Below are 16,242 nucleotides of genomic sequence, written 5' to 3'. Positions count from 1 at the left end.
GGCGTCCACCGGCCCAACCGCGAGGCCCGGACGTCTCGGCACCCGGATCGGTCGAGCCGGATGCACCGTCGGCAGGTGCTCGGACTTGTCGGGTACGGCACAGCGCACCGGATCACACCGTTGCGGGACAGTTCCGGATTCGCACCGGATTCCCCTGCGGCGACAGCCAGATGAGCATACATGTGGGGGCGGGGTGCTGCGCATGCCCCCACATGTTGTGTCTTGCGGGCTCAGAGCTCCAGGGCGTACGTCCACAGGGGAACGTTCTCGACCGGCGCCCAGTCCCGCGCGGAGGTGCGTACGAAGCCCAGCCGGACATATATCCGGTGTGCCGCGTGCATCATCGACTGCGTCGAGAGCACCACGCGCACGCACCCGGGCACCGCCCGGGCCCGGTCGATGCAGGTCCGCACCAGCGCCTCGCCCACCCCGCGCCCACGGGCCCCCTCGGCCACGGCCAGCGTCCGGAATTCGGCCTCGCCCGGACCCGCGAGGTCGGCGTAACGGGCCGCCGGCGGGAACGAGGGCCACCCCGCCGAGGACGGTGCCCCGCCCGTCCACGGCGACGTACACCTCCGTCACCTCCGTGTGCGCGGCGCGTCCCGCGACGTCCCGCAGCACGTCCAGATACGGGTCCGCCTCGCCGAAGTCGAGCATTCCGCCGCGCAGATACGCCTGTGCGGTCAGCTCGCCCAGCGCCCCGTACTCCTCGGGTTCGATCCGCCTGATGGTGATGTCCATGCCCGGCAGTGTGCACCAGGGCACGACGAAGGGCCGTCGCATTTCCCTCGAGGGGAATGCGACGGCCCTTGCGTACGCGATCCGTCAGTGTCCGCCGGGCGCACCCGCCGTGGCCGGCGGGAGTTCCACCGTGACGCCCGGGTCGCCCGCGTCCGCCGTGTAGTCGGACGGGCTCGTCTCGTCGACGCCGTCGGGGGCCTTGGCCGCCTTCAGGACGAAGGTGAGCACCACGGTGACGACGACGTTCAGCACGAACGCGGTGAGGCCGATGTAGCCGATCTCGCCGATGCCGGGGATCTCGGCCGACGAACCGCCGAAGTGCTTCTGCGTCGGGCTCGCCACGCCGTACGCGGCGACCGTGCCGTAGAGCATGCCGACCGCCCAGCCGGCGATGAGCGCCCAGCGGTGGAACCAGCGGGTGAACAGGCCGCCCACCAGGGCCGGGAACGTCTGCAGGATCCAGATGCCGCCCAGCAGCTGGAAGTTGATCGCCACGGTCTTGTCCATGGTGAGGACGAAGACCAGGGCGCCGACCTTCACCAGCAGCGAGACCAGCTTGGAGACCTTGGTCTCCTGCTCCGGGGTCGCGTCGGGCTTGAGGAAGTCCTTGTAGATGTTCCGGGTGAACAGGTTGGCCGCGGCGATGGACATGATGGCCGCGGGGACCAGCGCGCCGATGCCGATCGCGGCGAAGGCGACGCCCGCGAACCAGTCCGGGAACATGTTCTCGAACAGCTGCGGGATGGCCAGCTGACCGTTGGCGACCTTCACGCCCGCCGCGATGGCCATGAAGCCGAGCAGGGCCAGCATGCCCAGCATCAGCGAGTACAACGGCAGGATCGTGGTGTTGCGGCGGATCACCTCACGGCTGCGCGAGGACAGCGTCGCCGTGATGGAGTGCGGGTACATGAAGAGCGCGAGCGCCGAGCCCAGTGCCAGGGTGGCGTAGCCCCAGTGGCCCATCTCGCCGGGCACCAGGGCGCCGACGGGCTTGTCCGTGGCCGGGTTGATCTGCGAGAACTTCTCGCCTGCGGCGGAGAAGATCGCGTCGAAGCCGCCGAGCTTGATCGGGATGTAGATGATCGCCACCGCGATGACGAGGTAGATCAGCGTGTCCTTGACGAAGGCGATCAGCGCCGGCGCGCGCAGTCCGGAGGAGTACGTGTAGGCCGCGAGCACACCGAAGGCGATCAGCAGCGGCAGGTCCTTGATGAACCAGTTGGTGTTCTCGCCGCCGCCGACGCCCATGACGTCGAGCACGGCCTGGATGCCGACCAACTGGAGCGCGATGTACGGCATCGTGGCGAGAAGACCGGTGAACGCGACCGCCAGGGACAGACCCTTGGAGCCGAAGCGCCCGCGGACGAAGTCCGAGGTCGTCACGTACCCGTGCTTGTGCGACACGGACCACAGGCGGGGCAGGAAGGTGAAGATCAGCGGGTAGACGAGGATCGTGTACGGCACCGCGAAGAAGCCGGCCGCGCCCGCCGCGTAGATGGCCGCCGGGACGGCGACGAAGGTGTACGCGGTGTAGAGGTCGCCGCCGAGCAGGAACCAGGTCACCCACGTGCCGAAGGATCTGCCGCCGAGGCCCCACTCGTCGAGGGTGTTTTCGTTGTCGGCCTTCCGCCAGCGCGAGGCGAGGAAGCCCATGACCGTCACGGCCAGGAAGAAGAAGATGAAGACGCCGAGTGCGACGCCGTTCACGCCGTCCTTCATCGGGAGGCACCCCCCTTGCGGGCGCGCTGGTCACGCTGCCACAGCTTGTAGGCGATCATCGTCAGCGCCGTCGACACCAGGACCCAGAGCATCTGGTACCAGTAGAAGAACGGCATGCCGATGAACGTCGGCTCGACCTTCGCGTAGGAACCGACCCAGAGCATCGCCACGAAGGGGGCGAAGAGACAGAGGGCGATGATCACGCGCACCGGTGTGACGACCGGTTGTTTCGCTTCGGGCGCTTCAGGCGCGTCCGGTGCTTCGGGCACTGCTGACATGCGGCTTCGTCCCCTCACTGGTCACCTGTAATGCGCAGGAAATCTAGGCGAGCCGTTCGAGTCCCGTCACCCCCCGTCCGCATATCGGTACGGCAACGACTTCGCGCCACGACTACGCAAAACATGACATGGCGTCGCAACACGCTGCGACGCCATGCCGACCCCGGCCCGCGCCGCTCAGTCCTGCGGACGCTGCAGCCGCGCCACGCTGTGCTGTCCCGGGGGACAACCCCCGGACCCCCGGCCGGGGGCTGCCCGGCCCGCGCCGCTCAGTCCTGCGGACGCTGCAGCCGCGCAACGAACTTGTAGCGGTCACCGCGGTACACCGAGCGGACCCACTCCACCGGTTCGCCCTGGGCGTCCAGTGAGTGGCGCGAGAGCATCAGCATCGGCAGGCCGACGTCCGTGCCGAGCAGCCCCGCCTCGCGCGGGGTCGCGAGGGACGTCTCGATCGTCTCCTCGGCCTCGGCCAGATGGACGTCGTACACCTCCGCGAGCGCGGTGTAGAGCGAGGTGTACTTGACGAGCGAGCGCCGCAGCGCGGGGAAGCGCTTGGCCGAGAGGTGCGTGGTCTCGATGGCCATGGGCTCGCCGCTGGCCAGCCGCAGGCGCTCGATGCGCAGGACCCGCCCGCCGGTCGAGATGTCGAGCAGTCCCGCCAGGGTGTCGTCGGCCGTGACGTACCCGATGTCCAGCAGCTGGGACGTGGGCTCCAGGCCCTGCGCCCGCATGTCCTCGGTGTACGAGGTGAGCTGCAGCGCCTGGGAGACCTTGGGCTTGGCCACGAATGTGCCCTTGCCCTGGATGCGCTCCAGCCGGCCCTCCACGACGAGTTCCTGGAGCGCCTGGCGCACGGTCGTGCGCGAGGTGTCGAACTCGGCGGCGAGCGTGCGCTCCGGCGGCACCGGGGTCCCGGGCGGCAGTGTCTCGGTCATGTCGAGCAAGTGCCGCTTCAGCCGGTAGTACTTGGGCACGCGTGCGGTACGGGCGCCTGCTGCCCCGCTCTCGGCTTCGCTGCCGGCCCCGTCCGTGGTCATGACCCGCCTTCCCGACTGCTGTGCTCCTGCCGTCACCGGCTCCTCCGTCTCTAGCGGCTCACATGGTGGCACGGACCGGTCACGGGTCGTCGCCCTCCCTCAGGTGTCGGTCCGGTAACGGACGCGACTGCCCTTCTTATACACCCTTGACACCCCTAAAGGTCTAGGCCAAGCTCCCGGTACTGGTCTAAACCATTAAAGATCAGATCCCGGCCCCAGGGCAGAATCCGGCGCGCCACCGTCAAGTGCTGCGCGACTCCCGGGTGGTGGGGGGCTCTTGCATCCCTTGAGGAGGGTGGCGTGAAGCGCAATCTCGTAGCAGCGGTGGGTGTGGCGGCCATGATGGCCTCGGTCGCGGCATGCGGTTCGGACGGCGGCGAAGCGACCGAGAACCCGAAGGACCGCAAGGAGACGCTGACCGTCTGGCTGATGGTCGACGCGCAGTCCACGTGGCCCGAGCTGGTCAAGGACGTCAACGCCCAGTTCAACGCCAAATACCCGGGAGTGAAGGTCAACGTCCAGTACCAGCAGTGGGCGGACAAGACCAAGAAGCTCGACGCGGCGCTCTCCGGCGACAAGTTCCCGGACGTCGTCGAGCTCGGCAACACCGAGACCATGACGTACATCCTCAACGGGGCGCTCGGCGAGATAGACCCGAAGAAGTACGAGAACTCGGACACCTGGATCGGCGGCCTCAAGGACACCTGCTCCTACGAGGGCAAGCAGTACTGCGTGCCCTACTACGCCGGTGCCCGCGTGGCCATCTACAACAAGGACATGTTCAAGGCGGGCGCGGGAACCGAGACCCTGCCCACCACCGAGGCCGAGCTGACCGCCGCCCTCGACAAGGTCCAGCAGAAGCACGGCAAGGACAAGGCGTTCTCGCCGCTCTACCTGCCCGGCCGCTACTGGTACGCCGCCATGTCCTACGTCGCCGCGTACGGCGGCGAGATCGCCACTTACGACGAGGGCACGAAGGAGTGGAAGTCCGCTCTGTCCACGCCCGAGGCGCAGAAGGGCATCAAGCACTTCGTCGACCTCGTCGCCAAGTACAACCACGGCGACAAGACGAAGGACGAGCAGGACCACGCCAACGTCATGGCCAACGAGAAGACCGCGCTGCTCTACGGCAACGGCTGGGAGGCCGGCAGCGTCACCGATCCCGCGGGCAACGGCAACGCCAAGCTCAAGGACAAGATCCTCACCGCGGGCATGCCCGGCCCGAACGGCAAGGCGCTCCCCTCCTTCATCGGCGGCTCCGACCTCGCCACCATCTCCAAGTCCAAGGTCCAGGACCTCGGCGAGGAATGGATCGCGATGTTCACCAGCGCCAAGTCGCAGGAGGTGCTGGCCGCCAAGAACATCCTGCCGAACAACACCAAGCAGCTGGAGCCGCTGAAGGCCAAGCCGGAGACCGCTCCGATCGCCAATGCGGTGCCGGACGCCTGGTTCACCCCGATCGCGCCGGGCTGGGCCGCGATCGAGAAGAAGGAGGTCCTGGAGCTGATGCTGCTGGACATCATCAAGGGCACGCCGGTCGAGGAAGCCACCAAGAAGGCCGACCAGGAGATCGACAAGCTGATCAACGAGCAGTCCTGACACCGGACTTCTCACCGCGTCGACCAGCCGCGGGGGCGGCGGACCGTGCCTCGGCACGGAGCGCCGCCCCCGCACTCCGGTACCTCCCGGCCCGTACGTCCGAACGGAAGGCTCAGCACCCATGAGTGCCGCCGACATGAAAGCAGCCGACCCGGTGGTGGTGCCCGTAGCGCGGCACCCGGAGGGGCCCGGCACCCAGCAGCCGAAGGGGCAGGCGCCCAGGCCCCGCAAGGCCGGTGCGCTGCTGCCGTACCTGCTCATCGGCCCGACCATCCTCGCGATTGCCGCGGTCTTCGTGTGGCCGCTGGTCAAGACGGCGGTCATGTCCTTCCAGGACGTCGGCCGCAAGGAACTGTGGACCGGTGAGCCGGCCCCCTGGGTCGGCTTCGAGCAGTTCACCGGCATCTTCCAGGACGGCGCCTTCTGGGACTCGGTCGTCCTCACCGTCGTGTTCATGGCCGCCTGTGTCGTCACCACGCTCGCGGCCGGCCTCGCGATCTCGCTGATGATGCAGCGCATGTCCACCTGGGCGCGGCTGCTGCTGACCGCCGCGCTGATCGCCGCCTGGTCGATCCCGCTGATGGTGGCGGCCTCGATCTTCCGCTGGTTCGCCGACTCGGACTACGGCGTCGCCAACATGGTCCTGTCGAAGTACCTGGGCCTGGACTTCCAGGGGCACAACTGGTTCCTCGACCACAGGCAGGGCTTCCTCGTCATCGGGGCCGTCGTGGTCTGGGGCGCCATTCCGTTCGTCGCCATCACGCTGTACGCCGCGCTCACCCAGGTCCCCAAGGAGCTGGAGGAGGCCGCGTCCATCGACGGCGTCGGCGCGTTCGGCAACTTCCGTTACGTGGTCTTCCCGGTCATCAAGCCGGTATTCCAGATGGTGGCCACGCTGTCCGTCATCTGGGACTTCAACGTCCTCGGCCAGGTCTGGCTGATGCGCGGCACCAAGCCGGAGCCCGAGTACGAGGTCCTCGGCCTCTACGCGTTCAACAAGGCGTTCGAGTCCAACTCGTTCAGCCAGGGCGCGGCGATCTCGCTGATCACGGTGCTCCTGCTGTCCGGCGTGGCCGTCTACTACCTGCGCCAGCTGCTCAAGATCGGAGAGGTCGAGTGAGCGCCCTCAGCTCCGCCCCGAAGGCAATCCGCCCCGACCGCAAGAAGAAGAGCAGGCACGTCCACAACGCCCTCGGGCTGCTGACCTTCGTGGTCATGATCTTCCCGGTGTACTGGCTGATCATCAGCGCCCTGCGCCCGAACGCCGAGATCCGCAGTTACGACCAGACCCTGTGGCCCTCGGCGGTCACGTTCGACAACTTCGGCCGCGCCATGGACCAGGCCAACTTCGGCACCGCCGTCCAGTCCAGCCTCATCATCTGCGTCAGCGCGGTCGTCGGCGCGATGGTGATGGCGACCGTCGCGGCCTACGCCATCGGCCGCTTCCGGTTCGCCGGCCGCAAGCTCTTCATGATCGTGCTGATCTTGGTCCAGCTGCTGCCGCCGACGGCGATGCTCATCCCGATCTACCTCCAGCTCAACGACCTGGGCGCGTTGAACGAGTACTGGGGCGTCATCGTCATCTACCTCGTCGCCACGCTGCCCTTCGCGACCTGGATGATCCGCGGCTTTGTGATCAACATCCCGAAGGAGCTGGAGGAGTCCGCGATGGTCGACGGCTGCGGCCAGATGGGCGCCTTCTGGCGGGTCGTCTTCCCGCTGCTCGCGCCGGGACTCGCCGCCGCGTCCATCTACTCGCTGATCAACGCCTGGAACGAGTACCTGCTCGCCTACATCGTGCTGCAGGACAACGACAAGTACACCCTCAACGTGTGGCTGGCGAACTTCACCACCTCGCGCGGTGTTGACTACGGCGCGCTGATGGCCGCCTCGACGCTCATCGCCATTCCCGTCGTGGCCTTCTTCATGGTCATCCAGAAGAAGATGGCGGCGGGACTCACCTCGGGCGCAGTGAAGGGATAACGCCGCCTCATGACGACTCTCGTACGGGGATCATCCGACACCCTCACCCGCGACGCCCTCACCGTCCTCCAGCCGGGCTTCACCGGCACCACCGCGCCGGACTGGCTGCTGCGCAGGATCGGCGAAGGACTGTCCGCCGTCGGGCTGTTCGGCCGCAACATCGCGACGCCCGGTCAGCTGGCCGCTCTCACCGCCCGGTTGAGGGCCGAGCGCGAGGACGTGCTCGTCGCCATCGACGAGGAGGGCGGTGACGTCACCAGGCTGGAGGTCCGCACCGGTTCCTCCTTCCCCGGCAACTACGCGCTCGGCTCGGTGGACGACGTGGACCTCACCCGGGCCGTGGCCCGTGAGCTGGGCCGGCGGCTCGCCGAGTGCGGCGTCGACCTCAACTGGGCACCGTCCGCCGATATCAACTCGAACCCGGACAACCCAGTCATCGGTGTCCGCTCCTTCGGAGCCGGGACGGAACTCGCCGCCCGGCACACCGTGGCGTACGTCGAGGGGCTCCAGTCCGCCGGAGTCGCCGCCTGCACGAAGCACTTCCCCGGACACGGCGACACCAACGTCGATTCGCACCACTCGCTGCCTCGGATCGATGTGGAGCTCGCCACACTGCACGCCCGTGAGCTGGTGCCTTTCCGCGCGGCCATCGCGGCGGGTTCCAAAGCGGTGATGAGCGCGCATATCCTGCTGCCCGCGCTCGACCCCGACCGTCCCGCGACCCTGAGCCCGCAGATCCTCACCGGTCTGCTGCGCGAAGAGCTGGGCCACCAGGGCCTGATCGTCACGGACGGCATGGAGATGCAGGCCATCTCGTCCACGTACGGCATCGAGCGCGGCTCGGTCCTCGCGATCGCCGCCGGAGCCGACGCGATCTGCGTCGGCGGCGGCCTGGCCGACGAGGAGACCGTACTGCGACTGCGCGACGCGCTCGTTGCGGCGGTACGGAACGGCGACCTGCCCGAGGAGCGGCTGGCCGACGCGGCGGCGCGCGTGCGCGCCCTCGCCGACTGGACGCGCCGGGCCAGGGAGGCTGCAGCAGAGCCGGGCGCGGCTTCACAGGAGGGGACCGCGCCCGGCTCCGGAGCGCAGATCGGCCTGGTCGCCGCGCGGCGCGCGGTGCGGGCCACCGTCGGGGAGCGGGCGTACGGACCGGTCACCGCCGCGCCCCATGTCGCCGCCTTCACGCCGGTCGCCAACATCGCCGTCGGCGACGAGACGCCTTGGGGCGTCGCGGCCGAACTGTCCGCGCTGCTGCCCGGCACGACGACCGGTACCTGCACGAGCGAGGCCGGAACGTCCGCTTTGGTGGCAGATGTGCTGGCCAGGGCGGCGGATCGTAGGATCGTCGCTGTGGTCCGCGACGTCCACCGCCACCCCTGGATGGCTGCCGCCTTGGACGCCCTGATCGAGGCCCGCCCCGACACGGTCGTGGTCGAGATGGGCGTCGACGCGGCCCCGCCGAGGGGCGCCCTGCACATCGCGACCCGTGGCGCCGCCCGCGTCTGCGGACGCGCCGCCGCCGAGGTCATCACCGGCACGATCGCCGGGGGCTGACCGCGGGGGGACCGCGCTGTGCCGGGCGAACGCGGGGAGCGCCGGGTCGCCCGACCGTCAACCGAACCGCCCGCCCCGATGGAGGCACCCGGCAATGTCCGCCACGACGTCGGCAGAGTACGGCGAACACGAGCAACCGGGCCGGATCATGTCCGGCGAGATGGCACAGCAGCCCGCGGTCCTGCGGCGCATCCTCGACGAGGGCGCTCCGCGGATCGGCGAGGTGGCGGCCCGGGTCGCGGCGCGCAAGCCGCGCTTCGTGCTGCTGACCGCCCGCGGCACGTCCGACAACGCGGCGCTGTAAGCCAAGTACCTGCTGGAGATCCGGCTCGGCCTGCCGTGCGGGCTGACCTCCATGTCCACCACGACCGCCTACGGCGCCCGGCCCGACCTCACCGACGTGCTGGTCGTCACCGTCAGCCAGTCCGGCGGCTCCCCGGACCTGGTGGCGTCGACCAGGGCGGCCCGCGAGTCGGGCGCGATCACGCTCGCGGTGACCAACAACCCGGACTCGCCCCTCGCGGCGGTCTCCGAGTACCACATCGACATCATGGCGGGCCCGGAGAAGGCACTGCCGGCCACCAAGACGTACACCGCCTCGCTGCTGGCCCTCTACCTGTTCGTGGAGGGCCTGCGCGGCGGCCGGGGGGCCGCACGGCCGGAGGCCGGGGCAGTGGCGGCGGCCCGGGCGCTGCCGGAACTCGCCGCGCAGATCCTCGGCCGCCAGGACGAGATCCGCGCCCTGGCGGCCCGCTACCGCTTCGCCGAGCGCATGGTCATCACGTCCCGGGGATACGGCTACCCCACGGCGAAGGAGGCGGCGCTCAAGCTCATGGAGACGAGCTACATCCCGGCGCTGGCGTACTCCGGCGCCGACCTGCTGCACGGACCCCTGGCGATGGTCGACAACGTCTCCCCGGTCATCGCCGTGGTCACCGGCGGCAAGGGCGGCGAGGCGCTCCAGCCGGTGCTCGACCGGCTGCGCGGCCGCGGCGCGGACCTGTTCGTGGTAGGCCCGGCGCCCCAGGTGGAGGCGGCGTCCGCGGGATTCGTGCTGCCGACGGAGGGCGTCCCGGAGGAGTTGCAGCCGATCCTGGAGATTCTGCCGCTCCAGCTCATGGCGTACGAGGTCACGATCGCCCGCGGCCAGGACCCGGACGCGCCCCGGGCGCTGGCCAAGGTCACGGAAACGCGCTGAACCACAGGCCGTCCCTTTTGACCGGTGCATAAGTATGGCGCGGGAACTAAACTCGGCTGATACATGGACAGGCCTAGTGGTCTAGTCCAGAATGAACGGACACAAGCCTCCGCCCTCCCCGCACAGGAGGGTGGAACGAGGTCCCGGCACTCTCTGCCCTGACTGCGCCGAAGACCTCCACACGGCCGAGCGGGACCGCACACCTGCCGGCCGGGCAACTCCGGGCTGCGGTGCCGGACGGGTTGAGGGTCCCGTCACGGCGCCGCGGCCCGCGGGTACCCTCGCAGACGTGCCCTCCATGAACGACCTCGTCCGCCAGCACACCGCTCTGAGCGAATCCGACCTCGAGTGGCTCCACCTGCTGGTCTCGGAGTGGCAGCTGCTCTCCGACCTGTCCTTCGCCGACCTCGTCCTGTGGGTCCCCACCCGCGACGGCACCCGCTACGTGTCCGTCGCCCAGATGCGGCCCAACACCGGTCCCACCTCCTACCAGGACGACATGGTCGGCCACCTCGTGCCCCGCGGCCGCCGGCCCCTGCTCGACGCCGCGCTCGACGAGGGCCGGATCGTGCGCGAGGGCGACCCGGAGTGGCGCGAGGAGGTGCCCGTACGGGTCGAGTCCATCCCGGTGCGCCGGGAGGGCCGCGTGCTCGGCGTGATCGCCCGCAACACCAACCTGCTCACCGTGCGCACGCCCTCGCGGCTGGAGCTCACCTACCTCCAGTCCGCCTCCGACCTCGCCCAGATGATCGCGGCCGGCGCCTTCCCCTACCCCGGCGAGCAGGTCGAGATGGACGCCTCGCCGCGCGTGGGCGACGGCCTGATCCGGCTCGACGCCGACGGAGTCGTCCAGTACGCGAGCCCCAACGGCCTGTCCGCCTACCACCGCCTCGGGCTCGCCTCCGACCTCGTCGGGCAGCACCTCGGCCAGATCACCGCCGAGCTGGCCCCCTCCCGCGGCCCCGTCGACGAGGCGCTGGTCAAACTGGCCAGCGGCTACGCGCCCCGCGAGTTCGAGGTCGAGGGCAACGGCGGCGTGATCCAGCTGCGCGCCATCCCGCTCAAGCCCAAGGGCGTACGCATCGGTTCCCTGGTCCTGCTGCGGGACGTCACGGAACTGCGCCGCCGCGAGCGGGAGTTGATCACCAAGGACGCGACCATCCGGGAGATCCACCACCGGGTGAAGAACAACCTCCAGACAGTGGCCGCCCTGTTGCGCCTCCAGGCCCGGCGCATGGACTCCGTGCGGGGCCGCGAGGCGCTCAACGAGGCGGTCCGGCGCGTCGGTTCGATCGCCATCGTGCATGAGACGCTGTCCCAGAATCTGGATGAGCGCGTCCAGTTCGACGAGATCGCCGACCGGGTGATAGCCATGGTCGCCGAGATCTCCCCGGGCAAGGTCGACTGCCGGCGCACCGGCCGCTTCGGCATCCTCGACGCCGAGACCGCGACCCCGCTGTCCATGGTGCTCACCGAGATCCTGCAGAACGCCCTGGAGCACGCCTTCGCACCGGGCGAGCACGGCTCGGTCGAGGTGTCCGCGGTCCGCGGCGACAGCCGCGCGCAGAACCCCCGCCTGCTGATCACCGTCCAGGACGACGGCCGGGGGCTGCCCGAGGGCTTCGACCCCAAGAGTGCGGGCAATCTGGGGCTGCAGATCGTGCGCACCCTGGTCGAGGGCGAGCTGGGCGGCAGCTTCGACATGCTGCCGGTCCCCGAGCCGTCTCACGGCACCCGTGTCGTCCTCGACATCCCCGTACCCGACAAGTGCTAGGCCGCTGAACACAGCGAAGAGCCCCGGACCGTTTCACACGGTCCGGGGCTCGAAGCTCGTTGCTCGCATACGCGATGCGCATCGGGGGTACTGCGCGCTGCGGCTCGAAGGCGGTAAGTGCGTGCTCGCTGCACGCGCCGCCGGCTCAGGCTCGTAGCAGGGGCGTCAGGCGCTGGCGTTACGCGCCCGGTTGCGAGCGGCGCGGCGCTTCATGGCCCGGCGCTCGTCCTCGCTGAGGCCACCCCAGACGCCGGAGTCCTGGCCGGACTCGAGCGCCCACTGCAGACACTGCTCCATGACGGGGCAGCGGCGGCAGACGGCCTTGGCTTCCTCGATCTGCAGCAGCGCAGGACCGGTGTTGCCGATGGGGAAGAAGAGCTCGGGGTCTTCCTCGCGGCAAACGGCGTTGTGACGCCAGTCCATGGCTGCTACCTCTCCTTGTATGACATGCGGGTTGCTTGTGAATGTGAACGCTTTCACGAATCCCCCCGCAAGGGAAGGGCCGATCGCCAGTTGCCCGGCGTTGGGTCCTGGATTCGTGGAGGGGTTCCGGCGGTCTGTGGGGCCGTTGTTTCGGGCCGTCCCGATCGCCATGTAGAGATTCGCAAACCTCGGCGGCGGATACAACCCCTTCCGGAAAGTTTTTTTTGATTCCTCGGTGTCGACTAGGTCACAGCCGTACTTCTAGGGGGTGGATGGCAGTCCATACGTTCGAGATAAAGGACTTTTGCGCGTTCCGCTCACACAATCACACGCAGTGCACGGCGAACGCCTGTGAACGTCACGCTCGTGCGCAGCCCCAGGTGGTCGCCGTCCATCTGGAAGGGGAGCGGTGCCTTCGAATGCAAGGTGAAGTCCGTTTGATCATGGAGCGTGACAGCGTGCCTGCCGTGCGGGCCGCGCTCGGGGGTCGACGTGAGCAGCTGGGTCGCGTAACGGGCCACGGCCGGCGTCGAGAGTTTGGCGAGCCCGAGTATGTCGAGGGCGGTGTCGAACGAGGCTTTCGGGGACGCGTACACCGGACGATTGCCCAGGTAAGTCCAGGGGGAGGTGTTGCAGACTATGGACAGCACCAGGTCCGTCTCCGGGGCCGCGCCGGGCCGCTCCAGCGTGATCGTGCCGTGCCGGCGGTGCGGCTCCTCGAGGAACTGGCGCAGCACCTGGCGGACGTAGAGCGCGTGCGTGGAGCGTCTGCCGCGTTCCCGTTGCTGTTCGACCCGGCCGACGACACCGGCGTCGAAACCGAATCCGGCGCAGAAGGTGAACCAGCGCTGCGGCACCCCCTCGTCCTCGGTCCCCGGCGTGCCGGCGGCCAGGCCGAGACCGACCGTCCGCTCGGTCCGGTCGCGCAAGGCGTCCAGGATCGCGCCGGTCGCCTCGACCGCGTCGTTCGGCAGGCCGAGGGCGCGGGCGAAGACGTTCGTGGAGCCGCCCGGCACGACGGCGAGGCGCGGCAGGCCCTCGGGATCGGGGCCGTTGTGCAGCAGACCGTTCACCACCTCGTTGACCGTGCCGTCGCCGCCGAGCGCCACGACGAGATCGATGTCGTCGGACTCCGCGGCCCGGCGGCCGAGGTCACGAGCGTGCCCGCGGTACTCGGTGGACACCGCCTCGAGCTTCATCTCGCTCGCGAGCGCGTGGATCAGCACGTCGCGAGTGCGGGCACTGGTGGTGGTTGCTGCCGGATTGACCACGAGAAGTGCGCGCATGCGATGCAGCGTACCTACCGGGGGGTACCTGGCCCAGCCCCGGGTTTCGGGCGACGGCTACCCTGCAGGGGTGAGCAGTGACGACACCACCCCCCGCCCCACCCGCCTGACGGCCGCCGCCGCCGTGTGCGCCGCCGAGGGGCTGGCGCTTGCCGGCGGAGGCGTCTACATGCTCGTGATGGGCCTGCTGGGCCGGCCCGACAGCCCCTCCCAGGCGGAGACGGGCGGTGTGACGCTGCTCGCACTCGCCGTGATCCCGCTGCTGGCCGCCCGCGGGCTGCTGCACCGCCGCTCCTGGAGCCGCGGCCCCGCGATCATCACCCAGCTGATCGCCCTCATCCCGGCCTGGACGCTGCTGCGCGCCTCCGGCGCGCTGATCCCGCTCGGCATCGTGCTGGCCGCGGTGGCCGTGACGGGCCTGGTGCTGCTGGTCAACCCGACCACGGCCCGGGCGCTGGGCATCGGCGCGCCCCGGGACTGACGCCCGCCGCGTCCCATGGCGGGGCGCTGGGCACCGGCACCGTCAGGGGGACACCGACCACGCACGGTCGGACGCTGGGCATCGGCACCGGTCCGGGACTGACGCCCGCCGCGTCCCACGGCGGGGCGGGGACATCGGCACCGTCCGCGACGGACACCGACCACGCGCGGTTGCGCTGAGTATCGGCGCGGTCCAGGACTGAGGCCGACCACAGGCGGCGGGCCGCGCCCGTGGGCGCGGCCCGGTCCGTCACTCCTCGACGAGCAGCTTCTCCCGCAGCTGGGCCAGCGTCCGGGCCAGCAGCCGCGAGACGTGCATCTGGGAGATGCCGACCTCCTGCGCGATCTGCGACTGCGTCATGTTGCCGAAGAAGCGCAGGAGCAGGATGCGCTTCTCCCGCGGCGGCAGGTCCTCCAGCAGCGGCTTCAGCGACTCGCGGTACTCGACGCCCTCCAGCGCCTCGTCCTCCGCGCCGAGCGTGTCCGCCACCGCGGGCGACTCGTCGTCCGTGTCGGGGACGTCCAGGGACAGCGTGGAGTACGCGTTCGCGGACTCCAGGCCCTCCAGGACCTCCTCCTCCGAGATGCCCAGGCGCTCGGCCAGCTCGTGGACCGTCGGCGAGCGGCCGTGCTGCTGGGAGAGCTCCGCCGTCGCCGTGGTCAGGGCGAGCCGCAGCTCCTGCAGCCGGCGCGGCACCCGGACCGCCCAGCCCTTGTCGCGGAAGTGGCGCTTGATCTCGCCCACGACCGTCGGCGTCGCGTACGTCGAGAACTCGACGCCGCGCTCCGGGTCGAACCGGTCCACCGACTTGATCAACCCGATCGTGGCGACCTGCGTGAGGTCGTCCAGCGGCTCCCCGCGGTTGCGGAAGCGCCGCGCGAGATGCTCGACGAGCGGCAGGTGCATCCGCACGAGCTGGTTGCGCAGCTCCGCCCGGCCCGGGGCGTCCTCGGGCAGATTGCGCAGCTCGATGAACATCGCCCGTGCCCCACTGCGGTCGTGGGCATCGTGGTGATGCTGCTCGTGGCCGTGCTCGTGCTCGCTCATACGGTCCGCCTGATCTGCCCGCGCCTGCTCCGCCGAGGCCGTCCGGCCGTCGGGCTCGTCCACCACCGGGTGCGGCCGCGCATGCTGCTCCGGGATGCCGGCCGACGCGCTCAGCACCCTGGGGGCACGCTCCTCGTCCTCCCGCATCGGACCATCCCCGTTTCCGTTGCTCACGCCGGCCCGGGTCCCGCGCCGCGCTGTTTGTACAGGCTGATGGAGACAGTACGGTCATCGGCGACCGAGGAGTCGACTTTGCCGGCCAGTGCCGAGAGCACCGTCCAGGCGAACGTGTCGCGCTCCGGGGCGCGGCCGTCGGTCGTGGGCGCCGAGACCGTCACCTCCAGCGAGTCGTCGACGAGCCGGAACACGCAGCTCAGGACGGACCCGGGAACGGCCTGCTGGAGCAGGATCGCGCACGCCTCGTCGACCGCGATCCGCAGATCCTCGATCTCGTCGAGGGTGAAGTCCAAGCGCGCTGCGAGACCGGCCGTGGCCGTACGCAACACGGACAGGTAGGCACCCGCAGCCGGCAGCCGGACTTCCACGAAGTCCTGAGTCCCGGGCTCGCCTGCGATCTGGGACACCCTCACCTCCAAGGTGGCACAAGCTCTTCCTGGGCCACGGGCGAAAAGACCCGCGACCATGCGGTACGTAGTCGATTACGTAGCCGGTACTGGCCTGGCGACGCTATCGCGATCCATGGTGCCGTGTCGCCGGGACCCCCGAGCCGGGACCCGTCACTCATGGTAAGCACATGAGTACGCACAGTGGCTAGAGGTCTGCGTCGCCCAATTGCACGGAACCGGGGGATGGTTGACGTACCCAGGCGTCAGACGATCGAACCGTCGACAAAGCACCACCGCCACGCCTGGCCCGGCTCGAAGCTGCGCATCACCGCGTGCGCCGTCTCACGGAAGTGTGCGCTCGCGTGTTGCAGCGGCGACGAGTCGCAGCAGCCCACGTGGCCGCACACCAGGCACAGCCGGAGCTGGACCGGGTGGCTGCCCACCGCCTGGCACTCCGGGCAGGTATCGGTCAGCGGCACCGGCTCGGGCCGTGGCAGTTCTGCTACATGCGCACACTCGCTCATGATGGCCAGGTTACGACGCGAGTGACGAT

The 16,242-nt window shown here is 69.6% G+C and carries 14 protein-coding genes, 2 pseudogenes and 1 riboswitch; of the genes and pseudogenes, 7 read left to right on the top strand and 9 right to left on the bottom strand.

Features of this window, described 5'->3' with window-relative positions; translation table 11 throughout:
* Positions 1-52 precede the first annotated feature (52 nt).
* A riboswitch (cobalamin riboswitch) is annotated at positions 53-186 on the bottom strand.
* A 44-nt stretch (positions 187-230) separates the two neighbouring features.
* The 4 genes and pseudogenes from ACLB9X_RS16275 to ACLB9X_RS16260 form a co-directional block, all read right to left on the bottom strand.
* Positions 231-741 (bottom strand): annotated as a pseudogene (locus ACLB9X_RS16275) (GNAT family N-acetyltransferase).
* Between the two features lie 84 nt (positions 742-825).
* Complete coding sequence (gene mctP, locus ACLB9X_RS16270) at positions 826-2,460, bottom strand: monocarboxylate uptake permease MctP (protein ID WP_410361065.1); 1,635 nt, start codon at positions 2,458-2,460, stop codon at positions 826-828.
* Positions 2,457-2,738 (bottom strand): DUF3311 domain-containing protein, encoded by a 282-nt coding sequence (locus ACLB9X_RS16265; RefSeq protein WP_410361064.1) that lies wholly within the window; start codon positions 2,736-2,738, stop codon positions 2,457-2,459. Before ACLB9X_RS16265 ends, mctP begins: the two co-directional genes overlap by 4 nt.
* A gap of 269 nt (positions 2,739-3,007) precedes the next feature.
* The gene (locus tag ACLB9X_RS16260; RefSeq protein ID WP_410361063.1) at positions 3,008-3,775 is read right to left on the bottom strand and encodes a GntR family transcriptional regulator; all 768 of its coding nucleotides are present in this window, start codon (positions 3,773-3,775) and stop codon (positions 3,008-3,010) included.
* Between the two features lie 300 nt (positions 3,776-4,075).
* On the opposite strand from ACLB9X_RS16260, the gene ACLB9X_RS16255 reads away from it, so the two are divergent.
* The 6 genes and pseudogenes from ACLB9X_RS16255 to ACLB9X_RS16230 all read left to right on the top strand — a co-directional run bounded on the left by ACLB9X_RS16255 (position 4,076) and on the right by ACLB9X_RS16230 (position 11,886).
* On the top strand, positions 4,076-5,374 hold the full coding sequence (locus ACLB9X_RS16255) for a sugar ABC transporter substrate-binding protein (protein ID WP_410361062.1): 1,299 nt from the start codon (positions 4,076-4,078) through the stop codon (positions 5,372-5,374).
* A 121-nt stretch (positions 5,375-5,495) separates the two neighbouring features.
* Positions 5,496-6,494, top strand: a complete 999-nt coding sequence (locus tag ACLB9X_RS16250; RefSeq protein ID WP_410361061.1) for a carbohydrate ABC transporter permease — start codon at positions 5,496-5,498, stop codon at positions 6,492-6,494.
* The gene (locus ACLB9X_RS16245; protein WP_410361060.1) at positions 6,491-7,357 is read left to right on the top strand and encodes a carbohydrate ABC transporter permease; all 867 of its coding nucleotides are present in this window, start codon (positions 6,491-6,493) and stop codon (positions 7,355-7,357) included. The genes ACLB9X_RS16250 and ACLB9X_RS16245 overlap by 4 nt, the downstream gene beginning before the upstream one ends.
* A 9-nt stretch (positions 7,358-7,366) precedes the next feature.
* The gene (locus tag ACLB9X_RS16240) at positions 7,367-8,914 is read left to right on the top strand and encodes a glycoside hydrolase family 3 protein (protein ID WP_410361059.1); all 1,548 of its coding nucleotides are present in this window, start codon (positions 7,367-7,369) and stop codon (positions 8,912-8,914) included.
* 94 nt (positions 8,915-9,008) lie between these two features.
* Positions 9,009-10,112, top strand: a pseudogene (locus tag ACLB9X_RS16235) (SIS domain-containing protein).
* Positions 10,113-10,410: 298 nt separating this feature from the next.
* Complete coding sequence (locus ACLB9X_RS16230) at positions 10,411-11,886, top strand: sensor histidine kinase (protein ID WP_410361192.1); 1,476 nt, start codon at positions 10,411-10,413, stop codon at positions 11,884-11,886.
* A gap of 165 nt (positions 11,887-12,051) precedes the next feature.
* Here the strand turns inward: ACLB9X_RS16230 and ACLB9X_RS16225 are convergent, their stop codons facing one another.
* Positions 12,052-12,309, bottom strand: coding sequence for a WhiB family transcriptional regulator (locus tag ACLB9X_RS16225; RefSeq protein WP_003953983.1), 258 nt, complete (start codon positions 12,307-12,309; stop codon positions 12,052-12,054).
* 317 nt (positions 12,310-12,626) lie between these two features.
* Positions 12,627-13,595, bottom strand: a complete 969-nt coding sequence (locus ACLB9X_RS16220) for a diacylglycerol/lipid kinase family protein (protein ID WP_410361058.1) — start codon at positions 13,593-13,595, stop codon at positions 12,627-12,629.
* A 70-nt stretch (positions 13,596-13,665) separates the two neighbouring features.
* On the opposite strand from ACLB9X_RS16220, the gene ACLB9X_RS16215 reads away from it, so the two are divergent.
* The gene (locus tag ACLB9X_RS16215) at positions 13,666-14,076 is read left to right on the top strand and encodes a hypothetical protein (RefSeq protein WP_410361057.1); all 411 of its coding nucleotides are present in this window, start codon (positions 13,666-13,668) and stop codon (positions 14,074-14,076) included.
* Between the two features lie 249 nt (positions 14,077-14,325).
* Here ACLB9X_RS16215 and ACLB9X_RS16210 read toward each other — a convergent pair whose 3' ends face one another.
* The 3 genes from ACLB9X_RS16210 to ACLB9X_RS16200 form a co-directional block, all read right to left on the bottom strand.
* Positions 14,326-15,270: an RNA polymerase sigma factor SigF gene (locus ACLB9X_RS16210; protein ID WP_410361056.1), complete on the bottom strand. Its 945-nt coding sequence runs from the start codon at positions 15,268-15,270 to the stop codon at positions 14,326-14,328.
* A gap of 23 nt (positions 15,271-15,293) precedes the next feature.
* Entirely contained in the window at positions 15,294-15,707 is a 414-nt protein-coding gene (locus ACLB9X_RS16205) for an anti-sigma regulatory factor (protein ID WP_018845530.1), read from the bottom strand.
* A gap of 245 nt (positions 15,708-15,952) precedes the next feature.
* Positions 15,953-16,213, bottom strand: coding sequence for a UBP-type zinc finger domain-containing protein (locus ACLB9X_RS16200; protein ID WP_410361055.1), 261 nt, complete (start codon positions 16,211-16,213; stop codon positions 15,953-15,955).
* Positions 16,214-16,242 lie beyond the last annotated feature (29 nt).

Source organism: Streptomyces sp. 5K101, from assembly GCF_046506645.1.
In the GTDB taxonomy this organism is placed as follows: domain Bacteria; phylum Actinomycetota; class Actinomycetes; order Streptomycetales; family Streptomycetaceae; genus Streptomyces.
The sequence above is the reverse complement of the archived record's forward strand: the minus strand, read 5'-3'. Positions and strand labels throughout refer to the sequence as shown.